Annotated in this window: 21 protein-coding genes; 13 read left to right on the plus strand and 8 right to left on the minus strand. The window is 69.8% G+C overall.

Annotated features, from left to right (window positions below; all coding sequences use genetic code 11):
* Nucleotides 1-7 precede the first annotated feature (7 nt).
* The 8 genes from rplF to JOE48_RS26175 all read left to right on the plus strand — a co-directional run bounded on the left by rplF (nt 8) and on the right by JOE48_RS26175 (nt 5,135).
* Complete coding sequence (gene rplF, locus JOE48_RS26140) at nt 8-541, plus strand: 50S ribosomal protein L6 (RefSeq protein WP_149314231.1); 534 nt, start codon at nt 8-10, stop codon at nt 539-541.
* 10 nt (nt 542-551) lie between these two features.
* The gene (gene rplR / locus JOE48_RS26145; RefSeq protein WP_020096279.1) at nt 552-914 is read left to right on the plus strand and encodes a 50S ribosomal protein L18; all 363 of its coding nucleotides are present in this window, start codon (nt 552-554) and stop codon (nt 912-914) included.
* Between the two features lie 227 nt (nt 915-1,141).
* Complete coding sequence (rpsE, locus tag JOE48_RS26150) at nt 1,142-1,729, plus strand: 30S ribosomal protein S5 (RefSeq protein ID WP_043355033.1); 588 nt, start codon at nt 1,142-1,144, stop codon at nt 1,727-1,729.
* A gap of 11 nt (nt 1,730-1,740) precedes the next feature.
* A complete protein-coding gene (gene rpmD, locus JOE48_RS26155; RefSeq protein WP_020096280.1) occupies nt 1,741-1,932 on the plus strand; it encodes a 50S ribosomal protein L30 in 192 nt (63 codons plus the stop codon).
* Nucleotides 1,933-1,942: 10 nt separating this feature from the next.
* A complete protein-coding gene (gene rplO / locus JOE48_RS26160) occupies nt 1,943-2,446 on the plus strand; it encodes a 50S ribosomal protein L15 (RefSeq protein WP_210034106.1) in 504 nt (167 codons plus the stop codon).
* 146 nt (nt 2,447-2,592) lie between these two features.
* The gene (gene secY, locus JOE48_RS26165; RefSeq protein ID WP_210034108.1) at nt 2,593-3,939 is read left to right on the plus strand and encodes a preprotein translocase subunit SecY; all 1,347 of its coding nucleotides are present in this window, start codon (nt 2,593-2,595) and stop codon (nt 3,937-3,939) included.
* A gap of 168 nt (nt 3,940-4,107) precedes the next feature.
* Nucleotides 4,108-4,710: an adenylate kinase gene (locus JOE48_RS26170; protein ID WP_210034109.1), complete on the plus strand. Its 603-nt coding sequence runs from the start codon at nt 4,108-4,110 to the stop codon at nt 4,708-4,710.
* A 191-nt stretch (nt 4,711-4,901) separates the two neighbouring features.
* Nucleotides 4,902-5,135: a hypothetical protein gene (locus JOE48_RS26175; RefSeq protein WP_210034110.1), complete on the plus strand. Its 234-nt coding sequence runs from the start codon at nt 4,902-4,904 to the stop codon at nt 5,133-5,135.
* A gap of 10 nt (nt 5,136-5,145) precedes the next feature.
* Here the strand turns inward: JOE48_RS26175 and JOE48_RS26180 are convergent, their stop codons facing one another.
* Nucleotides 5,146-5,502, minus strand: a complete 357-nt coding sequence (locus JOE48_RS26180) for a hypothetical protein (protein WP_210034112.1) — start codon at nt 5,500-5,502, stop codon at nt 5,146-5,148.
* Nucleotides 5,503-5,753: 251 nt separating this feature from the next.
* On the opposite strand from JOE48_RS26180, the gene rpsM reads away from it, so the two are divergent.
* From rpsM to rplQ, 5 genes are all read left to right on the plus strand, one after another.
* Complete coding sequence (rpsM, locus tag JOE48_RS26185) at nt 5,754-6,122, plus strand: 30S ribosomal protein S13 (protein ID WP_050732928.1); 369 nt, start codon at nt 5,754-5,756, stop codon at nt 6,120-6,122.
* A 171-nt stretch (nt 6,123-6,293) separates the two neighbouring features.
* Nucleotides 6,294-6,683, plus strand: a complete 390-nt coding sequence (gene rpsK, locus JOE48_RS26190; RefSeq protein WP_007557606.1) for a 30S ribosomal protein S11 — start codon at nt 6,294-6,296, stop codon at nt 6,681-6,683.
* A gap of 25 nt (nt 6,684-6,708) precedes the next feature.
* A complete protein-coding gene (locus JOE48_RS26195) occupies nt 6,709-7,581 on the plus strand; it encodes an MBL fold metallo-hydrolase (protein WP_210034114.1) in 873 nt (290 codons plus the stop codon).
* 108 nt (nt 7,582-7,689) lie between these two features.
* Complete coding sequence (locus JOE48_RS26200) at nt 7,690-8,709, plus strand: DNA-directed RNA polymerase subunit alpha (protein ID WP_010686165.1); 1,020 nt, start codon at nt 7,690-7,692, stop codon at nt 8,707-8,709.
* A gap of 242 nt (nt 8,710-8,951) precedes the next feature.
* On the plus strand, nt 8,952-9,362 hold the full coding sequence (gene rplQ / locus JOE48_RS26205; RefSeq protein WP_210034116.1) for a 50S ribosomal protein L17: 411 nt from the start codon (nt 8,952-8,954) through the stop codon (nt 9,360-9,362).
* A 446-nt stretch (nt 9,363-9,808) separates the two neighbouring features.
* On the opposite strand, the gene JOE48_RS26210 is transcribed toward rplQ, so the two are convergent.
* Genes JOE48_RS26210 through JOE48_RS26240 form a run of 7 tightly spaced genes read right to left on the minus strand, consistent with a single transcriptional unit; the run spans nt 9,809 to nt 20,524 of the window.
* Nucleotides 9,809-11,695, minus strand: a complete 1,887-nt coding sequence (locus tag JOE48_RS26210; RefSeq protein WP_210034119.1) for a response regulator — start codon at nt 11,693-11,695, stop codon at nt 9,809-9,811.
* Complete coding sequence (locus JOE48_RS26215; RefSeq protein ID WP_210034121.1) at nt 11,688-13,415, minus strand: response regulator; 1,728 nt, start codon at nt 13,413-13,415, stop codon at nt 11,688-11,690. Before JOE48_RS26215 ends, JOE48_RS26210 begins: the two co-directional genes overlap by 8 nt.
* Nucleotides 13,412-14,479, minus strand: coding sequence for a chemotaxis-specific protein-glutamate methyltransferase CheB (gene cheB, locus JOE48_RS26220; protein WP_210034123.1), 1,068 nt, complete (start codon nt 14,477-14,479; stop codon nt 13,412-13,414). The genes JOE48_RS26215 and cheB overlap by 4 nt, the downstream gene beginning before the upstream one ends.
* A complete protein-coding gene (locus JOE48_RS26225) occupies nt 14,476-16,707 on the minus strand; it encodes a response regulator (protein WP_210034125.1) in 2,232 nt (743 codons plus the stop codon). Before JOE48_RS26225 ends, cheB begins: the two co-directional genes overlap by 4 nt.
* A 13-nt stretch (nt 16,708-16,720) precedes the next feature.
* Nucleotides 16,721-18,400 (minus strand): methyl-accepting chemotaxis protein, encoded by a 1,680-nt coding sequence (locus tag JOE48_RS26230; RefSeq protein WP_312893374.1) that lies wholly within the window; start codon nt 18,398-18,400, stop codon nt 16,721-16,723.
* A gap of 34 nt (nt 18,401-18,434) precedes the next feature.
* A complete protein-coding gene (locus tag JOE48_RS26235) occupies nt 18,435-19,025 on the minus strand; it encodes a chemotaxis protein CheW (RefSeq protein ID WP_210034130.1) in 591 nt (196 codons plus the stop codon).
* The gene (locus JOE48_RS26240) at nt 19,025-20,524 is read right to left on the minus strand and encodes a protein-glutamate O-methyltransferase CheR (protein ID WP_210034132.1); all 1,500 of its coding nucleotides are present in this window, start codon (nt 20,522-20,524) and stop codon (nt 19,025-19,027) included. The genes JOE48_RS26235 and JOE48_RS26240 overlap by 1 nt, the downstream gene beginning before the upstream one ends.
* Between the last annotated feature and the right edge of the window lie 7 nt (nt 20,525-20,531).

The following is a 20,531-nucleotide window of genomic DNA, read 5'->3' on the forward strand; positions in this document are numbered from 1 at the left end:
TTTTCCCATGTCTCGCGTAGGCAAGAAGCCGGTCCCCGTGCCGGCTGGCGTTACCGCCACGGTCACCGGTCAGACGGTGAAGATGAAGGGTTCGAAGGGCGAGCTGTCCTTCGTGGTTCCCTCGCTCGTCAACGTGGCGATGAAGGACGGCGCGATCGCGGTCGAGCCGGTCAACCAGTCCAAGCCGGCGCGCTCCCTGTGGGGCACGTCACGGGCGCAGATCGCCAACATCGTCGAAGGCGTGTCGAAGGGCTTCGAGAAGAAGCTCGAGATCACCGGCGTCGGTTACCGCGCTGCGATGGCCGGCAAGGCCCTCAAGCTGTCGCTCGGCTACAGCCACGACATCGAGTACGCGATCCCGGCCGGGATCACGATCGCAACCCCGAAGCCCACCGAGATCACGATCTCCGGGATCAACCGCCAGCAGGTCGGTCAGGTCGCCGCCGAGATCCGCGATTACCGCGGACCCGAGCCCTACAAGGGCAAGGGCGTGAGGTATGCGGGCGAGTTCATCTTCCGCAAGGAAGGCAAGAAGAAGTAAGGAGGGCATCATGTCTCGCAAGCTCGAAGCCCTCGATCGCCGCAAGGCGCGCGTCCGCCGCGCCCTGCGGGCGGCCGCCAATGGTCGTCCGCGGCTCTCGGTGTTCCGCTCGTCGAAGCAGATCTACGTGCAGGTCATTGACGACGTCGCCGGCAAGACGCTGGCCTCGGCCTCGTCGATCGACAAGGCGCTCAAGGGCGAACTCAAGACCGGCGCCGACGTCGCCGCCGCCAAGGCGGTGGGCAAGCTCGTCGCCGAGCGCGCCAAGGCCGCGGGCGTCACGAAGGTGATCTTCGACCGCTCCGGCTACATCTATCACGGCCGCGTCGCTGCCGTGGCCGAGGCCGCCCGCGAGGGTGGCCTGGAGTTCTGATCGGGTTCCACCGAACCCCCGTCGTTCCGGAGCTCCGGAGGCGAGTCCGGAAACCAGACCCTCGGCGCGGCAGGATCTGCACCGCCAACGGCTCTGGATCCCGGGCTCGGCTGCGCGGACCCGGGATGACGACTGAAACGGCGGAGGAGAGCGGTGCGCCGCTTTCCGCAGACGAAATCGAGCGAGCAGGCCCGCCGCCTGCGCCAGTGAGATGAACAGGTAGAAACATGGCACGTGAACGTGAAGGCGGGGGCCGCGGCCGCCGCGATGATCGCGAGGAGCGCGACAGCGAGTTCGTGGACAAGCTCGTCCACATCAACCGTGTCGCCAAGGTGGTGAAGGGTGGCCGTCGCTTCGGCTTCGCGGCCCTCGTCGTCGTCGGCGACCAGAAGGGCCGCGTCGGCTTCGGCCACGGCAAGGCCCGTGAGGTGCCCGAGGCCATCCGCAAGGCGACCGAGGCCGCCAAGCGCGGACTGATCCGCGTCTCGCTTCGCGAGGGCCGGACCCTGCACCACGACGTCAACGGCCGCCACGGCGCCGGCAAGGTGATCCTCCGCGCCGCCCCGCAGGGCACCGGCATCATCGCCGGCGGCCCGATGCGCGCCGTGTTCGAGACGCTCGGCATGCAGGACGTCGTCGCCAAGTCGCTGGGGTCCTCGAACCCCTACAACCTCGTGCGCGCCACCTTCGAGGCGCTCAAGAACGAGGACAGCCCACGCTCCGTGGCGGCCCGCCGCGGCATCAAGGTGTCGACGCTCCAGTCGCGTCGCCGCGATGCCGATCCGGCCGACCAGTCCGAAGCCGCGGTCGCGTAAGGGAGGGTCCGATGGCACAGAAGACCGTCCGTATCGAACAGATCGGCTCGCCGATCCGCCGCGAGGCCAGCCAGCGCCAGACGCTGATCGGCCTGAAGCTCAACAAGCTCCACCGCGTGTCCGAGCTGGAGGATACCCCCTCCGTGCGCGGCATGATCCGCAAGGTTGCGCACCTCGTGCGCGTCCACGGCGACGTGGCGTGAGGAGGTTCCGATGAAGCTCAACGAGATCAGCGACAATCCCGGCGCAACCAAGAATCGGATGCGTGTGGGCCGGGGCATCGGCTCCGGCAAGGGCAAGACCGCCGGCCGCGGCGTGAAGGGTCAGAAGGCCCGGACCGGCGTATCCATCAAGGGCTTCGAAGGCGGTCAGATGCCGCTGCATCGTCGCCTGCCGAAGCGCGGCTTCAACAACCTGTACGCCCAGGACCTGAACGAGGTGAATCTCGGCCGGATCCAGGAGGCCGTCGATGCGGGCAAGCTCGACAAGGCCGCTACCGTCACGGTGGAGAGCCTGGTCGCCGCCGGCGTCATCGCCCGTTCCCGCGACGGCGTGAAGCTGCTCGGCGTCGGCGAGCTGACCGCGAAGCTCAGCTTCGAGGTCACCCGCGCCTCCAAGTCCGCCGTCGAGGCGGTCGAGAAGGCCGGCGGCTCGGTCAGCGTCGTCTACGCCCAGGGTGCCTCCACCCGCGGCGGCAGCGAGGCGGCCACGGCCTGACGGGAGCGACCCCGGACCCCGTTGCACGGGCTCCGCGCACCCTTTAAGCCGATCCTTCGAGCGGCGGCCCTGCGACCACGCGGGCCGCCGTTTTTCGTTTCATCCGGGCACCCTTCGCCCGGCGACATGTCCAGGACGCGACGCTTATGGCCTCAGCCGCCGAGCAGCTTGCCGCCAACCTCAACTTCGGCGCGATCGCCAAGGCCGATGAGCTGAAAAAGCGAATCTGGTTCACGCTCGGCGCCCTCGTGGTGTTCCGGCTGGGCACCTACATCCCGATTCCCGGCATCGATCCGGAGCAGTTCGCCCGGAACTTCCAGCAGCAGGCGGGCGGCGTGCTCGGCCTGTTCAATATGTTCTCGGGCGGCGCCGTCGAGCGCATGGCGATCTTCGCCCTGAACATCATGCCGTACATCTCGGCCTCGATCATCGTGCAGCTCCTGACCTCGGTGATCCCGAGCCTCGAGGCGCTGAAGAAGGAGGGCGAGTCCGGTCGCAAGGTGATCAACCAGTACACCCGCTACCTGACGGTCGTGCTGGCGCTGGTGCAATCCTGGGGTATCGCCATCGGCCTCCAGAGCTCCTCGGCCGCCATCGATCCAGGCCCGTTCTTCCTAGCCTCGACGGTGATCACGCTGACCGGCGGCACCCTGTTCCTGATGTGGCTCGGTGAGCAGATCACGTCGCGGGGCATCGGCAACGGCTCGTCGCTGATCATCTTCGCCGGCATCGTCGCCCACCTGCCGGTGGCGATCGCGGGTGCGCTCGAGCTCGGCCGGACCGGCGCGCTGTCGCCGGCGATCATCCTGGGCGTCGGCGTCGCCGCGGTAGCGCTGGTCTACTTCATCGTGTTCATGGAGCGGGCCCAGCGCCGGCTCCTGATCAACTACCCGAAGCGTCAGGTCGGCAACCGGATGTACGAGGGCCAGACTTCGTTCCTGCCGCTCAAGCTCAACACGTCCGGCGTGATCCCGCCGATCTTCGCCTCCTCGCTGCTGCTCCTGCCGGCCACGGCCGCGAGCTTCTCCGCGAATGGCGGCGCGACCGGCTGGCTCGGCACGGTCACGGCCTATCTCGGCCACGGCACGCCGCTGTTCATGGTGCTCTACGCGGCGCTGATCATCTTCTTCACGTTCTTCTACACCGCGGTGGTCTTCAACCCGCAGGAGACGGCCGACAACCTGAAGAAGCATGGCGGCTTCATCCCGGGCATCCGGCCGGGCGAGCGCACCGCGGCCTTCATCGACAAGGTGCTGACCCGCATCACGGTGATCGGCGCGCTGTACCTGACGCTCGTGTGCCTGTGCCCGGAGATCCTCTCGTCCTACGCGGCCGCGAGCCTGGGCTTCGGCGGCACGTCGCTGCTGATCGTGGTCTCGGTCACGATGGATACGGTCGCGCAGATCCACGGGCACCTGATGGCCCACCAGTACGAGGGTCTCGTGAAGAAGGCCAAGCTGCGTGGCGCGTCGACCACGCAACGTCGGCGCTGAGGCTGGTACAGAGGCGGGACGAAGCCAAGCATCCTCCCGTCTCTGGCCCAAAGGTCCGAGTGTTTCAGCGCTCGGGACACGCTAGAAATCCTGAAATCCGGCGATGCCAGGGAGGCTTCGCCACCGCGGCTTGAGCCCGAAGAGACCGGGCCGAACGAGGACAACGCCATGCGTATCATTCTGCTCGGGCCGCCCGGTGCGGGGAAGGGGACGCAATCCGAGCGGATCGTGCAGCGCTTCGGCATCCCGCAGCTCTCGACGGGCGACATGCTCCGCGCGGCGGTGGCGGCCGGCACGCCGGTCGGCCTTGAGGCCAAGGCCGTGATGGAATCGGGTGGCCTCGTATCGGACCGGATCGTGGTCGGCATCGTGGCCGACCGGATCGAGGAATCCGATGCCCGCCGCGGTTTCATCCTCGACGGCTTCCCGCGCACCGTCGCTCAGGCCGAGGCGTTGGCCGAGATGCTCGCCGGCAAGGGCTTGAGCCTCTCTACGGTCATCGAGCTCAAGGTGGACGAGAACGCCCTCGTTGGCCGGATCGAGAGGCGTGCGGCAGAGACCCTGGCGCGCGGTCAGGCCGTGCGGAAGGATGACACCCCCGAGGTGTTCAAGCAGCGTCTGGAAGCCTATCGCGCCCAGACCGCGCCGCTGTCGGCCTATTATGCCCAGAAGGGCATGCTGGAGACCGTCGACGGCATGCAGCCGATCGACGAGGTCACGGCCAACTTGATGGCCGTGCTTGAGCCGCACGAGGAGCGTGTGGCGTCCTGAACACCTTTTGAGGTGCCGGTCCGCCGTGGGCCGGATGGGGACGCAAGGCTGAACCGGGAGGCAAAGCGCTCCTCCCCGCGCAGGAGGCGCCGTCAGGGTGATCGCGTCTGACGGCGATTGGCTCGCTCAGTCTGAACCGCTTGCCGGCTTGACTGGTTGAGTGGCGCAGCACCGATCGGATCGGAAAGACCATGACCCTGCGCTTCGTCGTCACGACGGTTGTCCTCAGCCTCGCGGTGGCGCTGCCGGCTCTGCCGGCCGCCGCTCAGAGCCCAGCCCAGTCCTTCGTGTACGGGCAGAAGCGGTTCCGTCACGCCTGCCGACCGCCCCTCAAGTTCGCTGCCGGAGCCTGTGTCCGCCGCTGCCCGGGCGGCTACCAGGATTTGGGCAGCTACTGCCGGTTCCGGAACCAGGGCTTCCGCTGAACGGCCCGGATCAGACTCGTCCCTCGCGGCGCAGGGTGCCGAAGAAGTTGGCGATATCCATCGCCAGGGACCGGTGGCCGAACAGGCGGAGCGGATAGCCTTCGGCGGTACCCTCGCGCAGCTCGATCATGGCGGTCATGACATTGTAGCGGAACACCATCCGCCGGCCTGCCAGCGTAGCCCAGAGCAGGACCGGACCGCGATCCGCGTCCTGAATCGCGACGGATCCGGGCTCCGCTTCGGCGAGCACGCCGCCGATCACGGCCAGCGTCACGGGCACGACCTCGTCCAGGGTCTCTGCGGCTTCGCGCAGGACGGCATCGGCGAAAGCCCGCAGGGTCGCGCCGTCGCTGGTCAATAGGGACATCCAGACTCCTCGATCCCGTGCATCCCGGCCCGGGGCGCGACGCAGGGAGCTACGTCGAACCGGTCATACCGCGTTGACATCGGCTCGTCCGCGCGCTAGCAGGCCCTCCTTCGTCCAACCGAACGATGGTCCGAGGTACCCTGTCCGGGGTCGCCCGCGGGCCGCGTTGTCGTTTCACGTGCGCAGGGGCCGGCCTCCACCGGACGCGCGCGACACCAGCCCGGTCCCCGGGCCTTACATGGAGAGTGTTCGTGGCTCGTATCGCAGGCGTCAACATCCCGACCAATAAGCGCGTCGTCATCGCGCTTCAGTACATTCACGGCATCGGCGCCAAGAAGGCCGAGGAGATCACCCAGAAGGTGAACATCCCCGCCGAGCGCCGGGTCAACCAGCTGACCGACGCCGAGGTTCTCTCGATCCGCGAGACGATCGACCGCGACTACATCGTCGAGGGCGACCTGCGCCGCGAAGTCTCGATGAACATCAAGCGTCTGATGGATCTCGGCGCCTATCGCGGCCTGCGTCACCGCAAGCAGCTGCCGGTCCGTGGCCAGCGCACCCACACCAACGCCCGGACCCGCAAGGGCAAGGCGAAGCCGATCGCCGGCAAGAAGAAGTAATTTTCCGGGATTGGGAGGCCGTGCTTCGCACCGCCTCCTTCCCCCGGCGCCGGATGTCCCGCATCGGGTCCGGTGCCGGGTCGGCCGCCCTGCACGGGTGATCCGGCCAAGTCCCAAAAGAATCCCGAGCGCCTGGCATTACGGGCGCGCTTGAAGGAAGAGTGAGAACAGATGGCCAAGGAACCGCAACGCGTCCGCCGCCGCGAACGCAAGAACATCGTGTCGGGCGTCGCCCACGTGAATGCCTCGTTCAACAACACGATGATCACCATCACGGACGCGCAGGGCAACACGATCTCGTGGTCGTCCGCCGGCGCGATGGGCTTCAAGGGCTCGCGCAAGTCGACCCCTTACGCCGCTCAGGTCGCCGCCGAAGATGCCGCCCGCAAGGCGTCCGAGCACGGCATGCGTACCCTCGAGGTCGAGGTGTCGGGTCCGGGTTCGGGCCGTGAGTCGGCGCTCCGCGCCCTTCAGGCCGCCGGCTTCACGGTGACCTCGATCCGCGACGTGACGTCGATCCCGCACAACGGCTGCCGGCCGCGCAAGCGCCGCCGCGTCTGATCGAAGCCTCGTGACGGAGAAGCTCATGACGGGATCGAAGCCGCTTCCGGGCGTGCTGCGTTGGAACCTCGGCGACCTGACGGTCACCGCGCTCAACGACGGCTGGTTTCAGGCCAGCCTCGATCTCGTCACGGGAATCTCGAAGGAGGAGGCCGGGCGGCTTCAGCTGGCGGGCTTCCGCACCGAGCAGCCCAAGATCACGCTGAACGCCTTCCTGATCACGGGTCCCGACCGCAAGCCGACCCTGATCGACACGGGCTACGGCGACCTTGCGCCCGCCCCGACCCTCGGCCGAATGGGCCAAGCGCTCGCGCTCACCGGCGTCGAGCCGGAGGAGATCGGCACGGTGCTCGTCAGCCACCTGCACCCCGACCATGTCGGCGGCCTGGTGAAGGACGGCGCGGCCCGCTACCCGAACGCCGAAATCGTGCTGCATGCCGACGAGGCGGCGCACTGGCTTCCGGACGCGGCGCTCGCCAAGGCGCCGGAGGCCGCGAAACCCTACTTCGAGGGCGCCCGCAAGGCGCTCGCGCCCTACGCCGGCAAGGTGCGCGAGCACCGGGGCGGCGCGGTTCTTCCGGGGATCACGGCGGTTCCTCTGCCCGGCCACACGCCGGGCCATTGCGGTTTTCGCATCGTCTCCGGTGGACAGTCGCTGCTGATGTGGACCGACGTGGTGCACCTGCCGGCGATCCAGTTCAAGAACCCGGAGGCCGGCGTCGGCTTCGATGTCGACGGCGACCAAGCGCGGGAGACGCGCAAGCGGATCCTGGACGAGGTGGCTCGCGAGCGGACGCTCATCGCCGGCGGCCATCTCGAATTCCCGGCGCTGGGCTACGTGGACCGGGATGGGGCTGGCTACAGCTTCGTCCCGGCCCTGTGGGTCGGCGGCGAGTAACGGCGGACAGACATTCAGGGACCGTTCGGGGCGCCAGGGGGCGGCGCCGGGCGGCCGAAGCGCGGGGACGGTCGTCGCGGATCCCGAGCAAGGACGAGAGGTAGGATCGTGGTCATTCAGAAGAATTGGCAGGAACTGATCAAGCCGAACAAGCTGCAGGTCACGACCGGCGACGACCCCAAGCGGGTCGCCACGGTCGTCGCCGAGCCGCTCGAGCGCGGCTTCGGCACGACGCTGGGCAACGCGCTGCGCCGGGTGCTCCTGTCGTCGCTCCAGGGCGCGGCCGTGACCTCGGTTCAGATCGACGGCGTGCTGCACGAGTTCTCGTCGATCCCGGGCGTGCGCGAGGACGTCACCGACATCGTCCTCAACATCAAGACCATCGCGATCCGCTCGCAGACGGATGCGCCCAAGCGCATGACGCTGCGCAAGACCGGCCCGGGCCTTGTCACCGCCGGTGACATCGGCACGGTCGGCGACATCCAGATCCTGAACCCCGACCTCGTGATCTGCACGCTCGATGACGGCGCCGAGATCCGCATGGAGTTCACGGTCGCGACCGGCAAGGGCTACGTGCCGGCCGAGCGGAACCGCCCCGAGGACGCCCCGATCGGCCTGATTCCGGTCGACTCGCTGTTCTCGCCGGTGACCAAGGTCAGCTACCGCGTCGAGACGACCCGCGAGGGCCAGGATCTCGACAAGGACAAGCTGACCATGACGGTTGAGACCAACGGCGCGGTCTCGCCGGAGGATGCGCTCGCTTACGCGGCCCGCATCATCCAGGACCAGCTGCAGGTCTTCGTGAACTTCGAGGATCCGCGCAAGGAAGAGGCCGCGCCGCTCGCGCCGCAGCTGCCCTTCAACCCGGCGCTGCTCAAGAAGGTCGACGAGCTGGAGCTGTCGGTCCGCTCGGCGAACTGCCTGAAGAACGACAACATCGTCTACATCGGCGACCTGATCCAGAAGTCCGAAGGCGAGATGTTGCGGACCCCGAACTTCGGCCGCAAGTCGCTCAACGAGATCAAGGAAGTGCTGGCCGGCATGGGCCTGCACCTCGGCATGGACATCCCCGGCTGGCCGCCGGAGAACATCGAGGACCTCGCCAAGCGCTTCGAGGAGCACTACTAGGCCGCTCTTCCGCGCTCCGCCCTCATCCTGAGGTGCCGGAGCGCAGCGGAGGCCTCGAAGGAGGCTTCCAAGCGGCGCAGCGTCTTCTGGATCCCTCCTTCGAGGTCCGCGTCGCGGTCATCTCGGGACAAAGGATCCGGGTTCGAGTTCCCGCCGCGGGGTCAAGCGGACAAACAGCCCCGCTTATGGGGCGCCCGGCCGTACCGTGGCACGGCGGCCGAGACCAGAAGGAAGCCAGCACCATGCGTCACGGTTATCGCGGTCGTCGTTTCAACCGCACTGCCGAGCACCGCAAGGCGATGTTCGCCAACATGTCTGCCGCGCTGCTCAAGCACGAGCAGATCGTCACCACCCTGCCGAAGGCCAAGGATCTGCGTCCGGTCGTCGAGAAGCTGATCACGCTCGGCCGGATCGACAGCGTCCACACCCGCCGTCTGGCGATGGCGCAGCTGCGCGACGCCGACATGGTCAAGAAGCTCTTCACGGTGCTCGGCCCGCGCTACAAGGGCCGCCCGGGCGGTTACTGCCGCATAATGAAGGCCGGCTTCCGTCAGGGCGACAACGCCCCGCTCGCCGTGATCGAATTCGTCGATCGCGACGTCGAGGCCCGGGGCAAGGATTCCGGTCCGAGCCAAGTCGCCGAGGCCGCCTGATCCTTCAGGCGTTTCGATAGACCTGACCTCGCAGAAGCCGTCTCGGATCCTCCGGGGCGGCTTCTCGCATTTTGGCCACCCCGCCGACCGGCCTTGCGGATCGCTGGGTCGCGTCACTGCGCTCGCCATCACGCTGCGCAGATCACAGAAAACCCGCCGGCTCGCGCCGACGGGTCTGAAGCAGGGTCCACGTCTCGGATGGTCGCGGGAGCTCGCCCTGGCGGCCCGTATATCGGACGGGCCGGGAACTCGACCGCGCCGCGCTCCGAAAACCCCTATCCCTGCTGGAAGTCGTCCGGTGGACCGTCCTGATCCGGGTCGTTGTCACGCCTGCGGCGTGGGAAGATGCCGTGATTGCTCATGGTCCACCTCCTCATCGTAACCCGGGGCCCGCAAGCCCCACGCAGGGTCAATGAGCCGGCAACCGGTCGGTTCCCGCGGCCCGGTCAGCCAGCATTCCCGGCCGCGCCGTCGAGCAACGTCGCCACCCGGGCGGCCAGATCGGCCGAGCGGAACGGCTTGGAGAGAACCGGCAGGTCCTCGGGGATCTGCATGGCTTCGGCGTGACCGGTCAGGATCAGGACGGGAAGGCCCGGCAGCCTGGCGCGGATCTCGGCAGCCAGCTCGATCCCGCTCATGCCGGGCATCGCCAGATCGGCCACGACCATGTCGAAGCGGTCGTGCCGGAGGCTCTTGAGCGCGGCCTCGCCGTCGGCCGCCTCGGTGGTGCTGTGCCCGAAACCGGTCAGGAACGAGGCCGTCACGTGCCGCACCTGCGGATCGTCGTCGACGATGAGGATGCGGGCCCGGCGCCCGGCGACCGGGGCTGAGCCGGCCTCCTCGGCAGCCTGCTCGGGCGCCTGATCGGCGAAGGGCAAGGCCAGCTCGACGCGCGTCCCCTTGCCGACCTCGCTGTCGATCACGAGCCGGCCTTTCGATTGCTGCGCGAGCCCGAAGACCATGGCCAGTCCAAGCCCGGTTCCCTGGCCCACGGCCTTGGTCGTGAAGAACGGTTCGCAGACCCGGCGCAGGATGTCTTCCGGGATGCCGGTGCCCTCGTCGGTGACACTGATGCCGAGATAGCTGCCGTCGCCGATCTCGGGATCGCCGCTGATGCTGAGGCGCCGCGTCGCCACCGTGATGGTGCCTCCGTCCGGCATCGCGTCCCGGGCGTTGATGCAGAGGTTGAGCACGGCGAGTTCGAGCTGATCCGGATCCACCTGAACCGCCAGGAGGCCCTCCTCCAGATCGGTCCGTACGGTGACGAGGCCGCCGAGGCTGCGGCCGAAGAGGTCGCTCATGCCGGTGATCAGGCCGTTCACATCCACGGCCCGGGCCTGCAGGTCGTGCGCGCGGCTGAAGCTGAGGAGGCGCTTCGTCAGGGACGCGCCGCGCTCCGCTGCCCCGCGGGCGTTCTCGATGAGGCGCTGGACCCGCGGCTGGTCGGCAATCTTCGGACCGGCGAGTTCCAGGCTTCCGAGGATCGCGGTCAGCAGATTGTTGAAGTCGTGCGCGATGCCGCCCGCCAGCGTCCCGAGGGCCTGCATCTTGTCGGACTGGCGCAGGCGCGCCTCCAGACTCCGCTGCTCGGTCACGTCGCGCTCGATCATCGCGAGATGGCTGATCACGCCGCTCGCGTCGCGGATCGGCACCCGTGTCACATGGCTCCACTGTGCGGCGCCCGTCGGGCCGTCGCTGATCAGGCTCTCGGCCACCGCGCCGGAGCGGATCGCGGCCTCGTCCGCCGCCGTCACCGGGCCGGCCTGCGCGCCGAGAAGCTCGCCCTCGCGCCGTCCCAGGCAGGCGGCGATATCGTGATGGAGGAGGGCTGCCTTGCGGGCGTTCAGCCGCACGAACCGGCCGTCCGCGTCCTTGAAGCTGATCGCATCCTGAGCGTGGTCGAGCAGACCCCGGAGCAGCGCCCGCTCGGTGGCGAGGTCCCGACCGAGTTGGTGCCGCTCGAAGGCCTGGCGGACCGTAGAGCGCAGCAGGCCCGCATCCCAAGGTTTCGTCACGTATCCGACGATGCCGCCGCGATTGAGGGCGGCAATCACCGCAGTGATGTCGGCGTAGCCGGTGAGCAGGATCGCCTGCGCATCGTGGAAGGTGCGCGCTTCGGCGAGCAACGTATCGCCGGTCAGGCCCGGCATGCGCTGGTCGGACACCACCACGGCGATGTCGGGCTCTGCGCGCAGGATCTCCAGCGCCTCGGCAGGGCGCGAGGTCGTCAGCACCCGGTAGGAATCCTCGAACAGGTCCTCCAGGGCGATCAGGATGTCCGGCTCGTCATCGACGGCCAGGATCGTCCCTACACCTGCCGTACTGTCACTCATGACTGGCCGCCTGCCGCGGGATCCCTATCACGAAGCAGGCTCCCCCACCCGGCGCCGTCTCCACGGTGAGTGAGCCGCTATGCGCCTGAACGACGCTGTAGGCAATCGCAAGACCAAGTCCCGTGCCTGATCCCACCGGCTTCGTCGTGAAGAAGGGCTCAAAGATCTTCTCGCGCAACGTTTCCGGTATGCCTGGACCAGTATCGCTGATGCGGATCTCGTCGACATCCGGGGCCGATTCGGTGGTGATGCGGATCATGCCGCCTTCCGGCATCGCGTCGGCGGCGTTGCCCAGGATATTCATCACCACCTGATTGAGCAGCGCCGGGGTGCAGTGGATCTCGGGCCTGCCCGCGAAGGTGCGCTCGACGAGAATCCGGTCGCCGAGCTTGTGCTGGATCAGGGCCAGCACGGTTTCGATCGCCTCCGGCACGTTGACGAGGGCGCGCTCACCCTCGTCGAGGCGCGAGAACTTCCGCAGGTTCAGAACAAGCTCCTGGATGCGGGTCAGCCCCAACCGCATCGAGCCGACCCGCTGCCGGGCCTTGTCGATGGCCCGGGCGGCCGCGTCCGGCGACGCGTCCGGCAGCTCACCGAGCAGGCGCTCCACTGTGCCCTGATGGGCCAGGATGAAGGCGAGGGGATTGTTGATCTCGTGGGCGATGCCGGCGACCAGCTCGCCCAGCGAGGCCATTTTGGCGGCCTGGACGAGCTTGGACTGCGCATCGGTCAGCTGGCGATTGGCGTCGGCAAGGTCGCGATTCGCCTGCTCCAGGGCATCGGCGAGCCGCGCCCGAGCCTCGGCCGCGTCGGCCTCGGCGCGGGCCCGCTCCACGGCGCGCTCCCGCTCGCCGAACTGGCCGGCGATGCGCCGATCGTCCTCTTCCAGGAGCCGGCGGCGTACGAATCCGCGAACCCGGAGTGCAAGGACCTCGGCATCGGTCTTCGAGACGACGTCATCGGCCCCCGCTGCGTAGGCCTGAACAAGGAAATCCTTGGCCGGATCGCTCCCGGCGATCGCCACGAGGTGGAAACCGGCGCCCGCCGCCTGCCCCGCGCGGCGCTGGCTGATCGCAAGGCACAGGGCGAGCCCGTCATAGGCGTGGCCGAGAAGGTCGACCGTCACGCAGTCGAAAGCGTCACTCCCGTCGGCCACGTCCAGGGCGGCCAGGGCCGCCTCCGACCCGTCGGCCGTGGCGACGTGATGCCCATCCTGGCCGAGCAGGCCCGACAGGAAGGTCCGGTAGGTGGCGCTACCGTCGATCACCAGGACACGCCCGCGGCGGAAGGCGGCCGCGCCCGGCCCTTCGCCATCGCTTGCCGAGCGGCGCTCGCGCATCAGGGCACGGATGCGCAGGATCATCAGGTCGCGGTCGGCGGATTTCGGCAGGTAGGCGTCGGCGCCGCTCTCCAGCCCCCGACGCTCGCCGCCGCTGCCGCCGGTCAGCATCAGGACCGGCAGGGCCCGGGTGCGCAGCGACAGGCGCATCTGCCGGATCAGCTCGTCGCCGTTCATGCCCGGCAGGTGGTAATCCGCCACGACGAGATCGGGCTGGCTGCGGTTGAGGTGATCGAGGGCTGTCTCGGCGGAGGGACAGCGCTCCACGGCAAAACCGTGCGCCTCGAGCAGGAGGCGCAGCTCAAGCGCCTGCGTCTCCGAATCCTCGACCAGCAGGATCCGGGCGGGCCCCTCGGGAGCGCCGGCCTCGGTCGCCGTCACGGACGCGCCCCCGGCTCCACGAGGCGCAGGACGTGGTCGGCGATCTGGTCCAGCGGAAGGACAGACCGGGCCGCGCCGAGGCGTACAGCGGCCGCCGGCATACCGTAGACGACCGCGGTGCTCTCGTGCTCCGCGACGGTCTGCGCGCCGGCCCGGTGCATGTCGGCGAGACCCGCGGCTCCATCCTCGCCCATGCCGGTCAAAAGCACGCCGATCCCGGCCGCTCCAGCCTGCCGGGCCATGGAGCGGAACAGGACGGTGGCGGCCGGCCGCTGGCCTGAGACCGGCGCAGCGTCGATCACCCGGAGGACCCGTCCCGATCCGATCTCCAGGTGCCGATCCCCGGGCGCCACGTAGACTCGGCCGGGCTCGGCCCGCTCGCCGTCCCGGGCCAAGCCGACCGGCAGCGTCACGACGCTGTCGAGCCAGCTAGCGAACCCGTCCATGAAGGCCGGGCCCATGTGCTGGACGACCAGGACCGGCAGGGGAAAGTCCTTGGGCAACGCGCCGATCACCCGGGCCAGGGCCGGTGGACCACCCGTGGAGGCCCCGATCCCCAGGAGGCTCGGCGCCTGCCCGGGTAGCTCGACCGGGGTCGCGTGCGCGACGGACGCAGTGCGGCCGGCCCACTCGGTGCCGATCGGGCGGCGGCGGATCACCGGGACCTGGGCCATGATCCGCAGCTGCGTGCAGATCTCGCCCGCCACCGCCTCGTAGCCGGCATGGGTCGTCGCAACGGGCTTCTCCACCACGGACAGGGCACCGACCCGCAGCGCGTTCATGGAGATCCTCAGGGACGAGTCCTCGACGGAATCCGCCACCACCACGATCGGGGTCGGCTGCTCGGCCATGATCCGGCGTGTCGTCTCCAGCCCGTCGATCCCCGGGAGGCGGATATCCATCGAGATCACGTCCGGCCGTACGGTCCGGAGCTTGTCCAGCGCTTCCTCGCCGGACGCGACGGCGGCCACGATCTCGAGACGGGGATCACGGGAGACGATGTGGCGCAGCAGCTCGCGCACCACGAGGCTATCCTCCACGAGCATCACGCGAACCGGCGTCATAGGAGCTGTCCGATCGTCGCGAGCAGCTGGCGCTGATCGAACTTCTGCTTGGTCAGGTACGCATCCGCCCCGAGGTCGAGACCCCGGGCCACGTCGGCGGCATCGCCGCGGGACGTCATCAGGATGGCCGGGAGCCGGGCGAATCTGGGGTCGGCCCGCAGCGCCTGGATCAGGCCGAACCCGTCGAGGCGGGGCATCTCCACGTCTGCGAGGACGAGGTCAACGGGCTCGATCTCGGCGCGCAGCCGGTCGAGGGCGTCCTGCCCGTCGACGCAGACGACCACGCGGTAGCCGGCGGCTTCCAAGATTCCCTTCTCCAAGGTCCGGGTGGTGATCGAATCGTCGACGACCAGGATCGTCGCGCGAGCAGATGCGCGCGGCGGTGCGTGAGTCGTCGAACGTGGAGCCTGCCCCATCGTTCCGGCCGAAGGTGCGACAGCCGCGCGCGCCGCGAGACCGTCCGGGTCGAGGACCAGCACCGGGACGTCCCCGGGCAGCACCGCGGTACCCGCGATGAGCTCCGGATCGGCTCCGAAATCGGGGGCCGGCAGGACCAGGAGGGGGCGCACGTCGTTCAGGCGGTCGACGGCCAGCGCCATGCGGATGCCCCCGGCTCGCAGCACCGCGGCCGTGAGCATCTCGGGATCGGCCGGATCCGAAGGCAGGCCGAGGATCTCGGCCAGTCCGATGACCGGGTGGCTCGTCGCGGTCTTGCCCTCGCCGAGCCGCAGCATCGTACGGCCCATCGCGACCGGCAGATCCGCGCGTCGCAGGCGCAGCAGGCGTTCCACGGCGCCGCCCGGCAGCGCGTAGGTGCGCCCGGCCGCCTCGACCAGGAGCAGGCTGCGCCGGGCCGCCGACAGCGGCAGGCTGAAGACCAGGGCGGTGCCGGCCGGCTCGCGCGGCTCGAGACGCACGCTGCCGGAGAGCTGGCGCGCCGCGTCCGCCGCCACCGACAGGCCGTATCCGCGCCCGGACAGGGTGTCGACGGCGTCCGCCGTCGAGAACCCGGGTTCGAATACGAGGCGTAGCAAGGTCTCCGGACCGACGGCATTCTCCGGAGCCAGGAGCCCGCGCTCCCGCGCCACGGCCTCGATCCGAGCGAGGTTGGGCCCGGGCCCGTCATCGAACACCGTGACCTGGAGGCGCGAGCCGCGCACGGCGAGATCGAGTCCCAGGCCCAGCGCCTCGGGTTTGCCGGCGGCGCGGCGGGCCTCCGGCGTCTCCCAGCCATGGCTCAGGGCGTTGCGCAGGGCGTGCAGCAACGCGTCCTTCAGCACCTGCAGCGTGCCACGATCCACCGGTAGATCGAGGCCACGCAGGTCGAGATCCACCTCGCGTCCCTGCTCCCGGGCGGTCTCGCGGATCGAGCGGGCGAGCGGCGCCAGGACCGTCTCGGCCGGCACCAGGGCCAGGCGTTCGGCCGCGGCGCGGACGCGGGACACGGCAGCCTCGATCGCACTGGTGGCGGCCGCTTGGCGTCGGGACAACTCCGCGGCCTCCCGGGCGAAGGAGCCGATTTCGGCCGCGAAGGCGCGCAATCCCGGCTGCTCCGTGGCCGACTCAGCGGCGAGCGCCTCCGCGCCGGCGCGGAGATCGCGGGCCTGGCGGGCGAGACGGGCGAGGCTTCCGGCAGCGGGGGCGCGGGCCGCCAGCGTGCTCGTGAGGTCGTGGCTCGCGCGAGCCATCGCGTCCACGGCCTCGCCCGGAACGCGCAGGAAGGCCGTTCCGGGATCGGCCGGCTCGGCTGCCGCCTTCTGGGGAACCGGCGCGCTCGCAGTGGCTGCAACCGGCGCGGCGGCCGGCGCATCGGCGGCCGGTCTGGACGGCTCGGCCGCGGCGCTCTCCCGCGCCGCGCCGGGCAGACCGAGAACCCGGCCGAGAGCCGTGAGGGCGTCCGACGGCATCTCTGGGCCGGCCCCGTCCTTGAGCCCGGCGACGTAGGCCTCGATGCGGTCGAGGGCGAGGTGGACGGCGTTGGCCGCCTCCCGGTCCAGGGCCGTCGCGCCGGTCCGCACGCCCTCGAATAGAGTCTCGAGCCGGTGAGCGACCGCCTCGACGGCGGGCAGATCAACCGCCCGGGACGCCCCCTTCAGGCTGTGGGCGCGGCGGAACACGTCGTTCCAATCCGGCGTGGCGCTGCCGAGCGCTCCGCGGATGGCCGTGACGTGCTCGCGATGCTCGACGTCGAAGGCGGCAAGCAGGAGCTGGCGGATGTCCTGGGCCAAGACGCTGCTGCCCTCAGTGCCGGTAGCGTTCGGCGAGGGCCATGAGCGCCTGGGCCAGCTCCGTGAGGTTGGCCGAGGCGGTCTCGACCTGCCGCGTGCCGGCCGCCGTCTGCTGGCTGGCCTGCCGGATGTTCTGGAGCGCCCCCATCACCTGCTCGATGCCGAGCTGCTGCTGGTTCGTCGACGCGATGATCTGCTGGAAGGTCTGGACATTCTCCTCCACCCGGGCGGTGATCTCCTCGATGGTCCGCTGCGTCGTGTCCGAGCGCGTCTTGCCGGCGGTCGCGCGCTTGACCGCCTCCTCGGTGAGCATCACCGACGTGTTGATGCCCCGCTGGATCTCGCCCAGGATCCCGCGGACCTGGCCGGTCGCGGCCTTCGCCTGATCGGCCAGCAGCTTCATCTCCGAGGCCACCACCGCGAAGCTGCGGCCGCTCTCGCCGGCCGCCGCCGCCTCGATCGCGGCGTTGAGCGCCAGCAGATGGGTGCGCTCGGAGATGTCGTTGACCGTCTCGATGATGTCGCCGATCGTCTGGGTCTTCTCCGACAGGCTGACGATGTTGCCGGCCACCGCCTCGGCCTGCTCGCGGATCGCGTCCATGGCCTTGGCGGTGTCCGAGACGGCGCGCAGCCCCTGCCGGGAGGTCTGGGCGGTGGCCTGGGCGGTGGCGACCACCTCGGTGGCGCGCTTGCTGATCTGCGCGCCCGAATGGGTGATCTCGTCGACCGTGGCGGCGGTCTCCTGCACGGCGGCGAATTGCTGCTCCACGGAGGCCGCCTGTTCCTGCGCCGAGGCGCGGATCTCGGCTGCGGCCGCGTTCAGGTCGGCGGTGGCGGCCCGGTTGGTGCGCGCCAGGTCCGACAGCCCCGCCACCATCGCGTTCAGCGTCGCGCCGAGGCGGCCGACCTCGTCGCCACCGCGGGCGTCGAGCTGTCCCGACAGGTCGCCCTCGCCGACGCGGGCCACGAAGGCCATGACCGTCTCCAGAGGGCGCACCACCGCGCGGCTGATCAGCCACGTGACGATGATGGCGAGTAGAACGGCGGCGGCCAGCGTCAGGTAGATCGAGAGGCGGGACCGGTCGTAGACGTCCTGTGCCGCGCGCTGGCCCAGGGCCATGCCGCCGTCCAGCAGGGTCCTCAGGTTCTTGATCCCCGCCAGGAACGGCACCTGGAGCTGCGTGATCTCGTCGTTGCGCGCCTCGACGGCGGCCGTGTCCTGCTTGAGGATGGCGGAAAACTGAGCCTCGCTGAGGCTCCGGACATCGCGGAAGGCGCGCTGGACCTCGCCCGCCGCCGCGGCGATGCGATCCCAGGCGGCGATGCGGTCGGCGGAGGGCGTAATGGCCCTGTACTCGTTGGCGAGCTGAATCGTGGCGGCGAGGCGGTTCTCCACCTGGCTCGCGGTCTCGCGCCACTTCGCCAGCATGTCCTCCATGCGCGTCGATTGCCCCTGAGACCGGGACTGCGTCAGCATCGCGATCACGGCGGTGCGGCGCAGGATCCCGAGATCCCGGGCCTCGTTACCGAGATCGTCGAGCTGGCGCAGCACCGTCATGTCGCGCCGCACGATGCCGTCCGTAGTGTCGCGCACCGTCCCGATCTGCTCCAGCGCGTAGAGGCCGAGCGCCACCATCACCACCGTGACGGCAAAGAAGCCGAGGAGGATACGTCGTCCGATCGAGAGCGTCACGGTCGCGGGTGGCTCCGGTTGAGGCAGGCGCCCATCAGGGCAGGACGCGGCGCAGAAGACGGGGGAGGTCGATGACGACGAAGTCGGGACGGCCGTCGCTCGTTGCGCCGGGGGCATAGCCCGAAGCGGCCTCGTTGCCCAATCCGTCAGGATCCGCGATCCCCGGCGACGCGTCCGAAGTTCTGGCGGCGCGGACGATGCCCAGCACCCGGTCGACCGCGAAGGCGATCGGCTGGACATGGCCTTGGTGATGGGGCTGTGCGTTCCGCAGCACGACCAAGTGCCCCCCTTCGGCCTCCGGATCGGGCGCGGCGTCCGGGCGCCCGAGCGCGCGCGCCAGGCTGAGCACCCCGACAATCCGGCCCGACAGGGCGACGAGCCCGATGAGGGCCGGCACCGCGCCAGGCATGGGTGTGCACGGGCGCATCGGCAGGATCTGCGCAACGGCGGTCAACGGCAGGCCATAGCGATCGGCCCCGCAGGCGCAGACGAGATGGTCGACGCCGGTATCGGATTCCCCTGCGGCCAGGCCGCGCCGGGCGAGGGCGGCGGCGCGTTCGGTCCGCAGGTCCCGGTCCGTCCGGACACGCGGCCGGCTCTCCGGCGCTCTCGATGTTGCCTCCATCAGGAACTCCTGCGGTCGGCGCCGCGGCTACGAACGAGTCCGGCGCGGGCTGCCGCCGCGCCGGCCGCGACCTCGCCGGCGGACACACCGTCACCCTCGGGCAGCTCCGTATCCGGCCGGAGGGCTTGGCTCAGGGCAATCGCATTGTCGAGGGCGCGGGCGGCCTCGTCCGGGCGGCCCAAGCCGAGGAGCAGCAGGCCGAGATGGTAGTGGGCCATCACGAAGGCTCGGTCGAGATAGAGCGCAGCCCGCAGCGCACGCTCGGCCTCCGCGTCACGCCCGAGGGTCCGGGCGAGCAGGCCCTCGTAGAAGCGCAGGGCCGGAGCGGTGGGATCCTGGTCGAGGGCAGCGCGCAGCGCCCGCCAGGCTGCACCGGTCTCGCCCGCATCCGCCAAGGCGCGGATCCTGTCGATATCATCTGGAAACGCCGTCTCCTCGCGGGGATCCGCTGCCCGCGGGGCCTCGCCGGCCGGCGCGCGGTCATGGATGGCCGAAGGTGCCTCTTCCAGAGCCGGTTCGGCCGCGTCATACTGAGTGGCGTGCGCGCGTCCCTTCGGCACCGCCAGTTCTTCGACGAGGATCGGGACCGGAGCGGATGGCGGCGGCAGCGCCTCCACAAGGCGGCGGTAGGCCACCGTGCCGGGCATGCTGACGGGGGCGAGGAAGGCCGCGAAGGCCGGGCTCGGCTCGGCGTGGCCGAGCAGCAGCCAGCCATCGTCCCGCAGCCTGCAGCTGAGGCCGCGCACCACGGCGCTGACGGTGCGGGCATCGAAATAGATCAGCACGTTCCGGCACAGGATGAGGTCGAACGCCTCGCCCTGCGGTGTGCCGGGCTCGGCGAGCGTCAGGAGGTTGCCGCGTTCGAACCGCACCAGCGCGCGGAATTCCGGCCGCAGGGCGTAGCCGCCCTCGCGCCGGATTCCGGGGGCAGGGGGAAGCCGCGTGAAGTAGCGCAGCCGGTCCTCCGGTGGCGTCGTGCGCAGGGCCCAGCGGCCGTACTCGGCGGCGCGGGCCGTGGCCAAAGCCTCGGTGCTGATATCGGTGCCGAGGATCGCGACCCGCCAGGCGGGCAGGGCCTCCCCAAGAAGCTCCCGCACCAGGATCGCCAGAGAATAGGGCTCGGCCCCCGTGGAGCAGCCCGCGCTCCAGATCCGCAGGGAGCGCTCGGAAGCCCGAGCCTCGATCAGCGCCGGCAGGATCGTCTCCCGCATGGCCTGGAATTGCTCGGCATAGCGGAAGAAGAAGGTCTCCCCGACGGTGATCTCGGCCTCGAGACGCGCCCATTCCGCCTCGCCCTGCGCGCCCTCCGACAGCAGGGCGGCGTAGGCGGCGCAGTCCGCCGAGCCTGATGCGCGGAAGCGCCGGCGCAGGCGCTCGATCAGCAGATCGTCCTTGTCGGCATAGTAATGGTGGCCGGTGCGCGCGACGATCCGTGCCTTCAGCGCGGCATAGGCCGGGTCGGCACCCGGATCGGGGCGAGGTATACCCGGACGCGGCATCGGGCGG

This window comes from Methylobacterium sp. PvR107 (genome assembly GCF_017833295.1).
GTDB lineage: Bacteria > Pseudomonadota > Alphaproteobacteria > Rhizobiales > Beijerinckiaceae > Methylobacterium.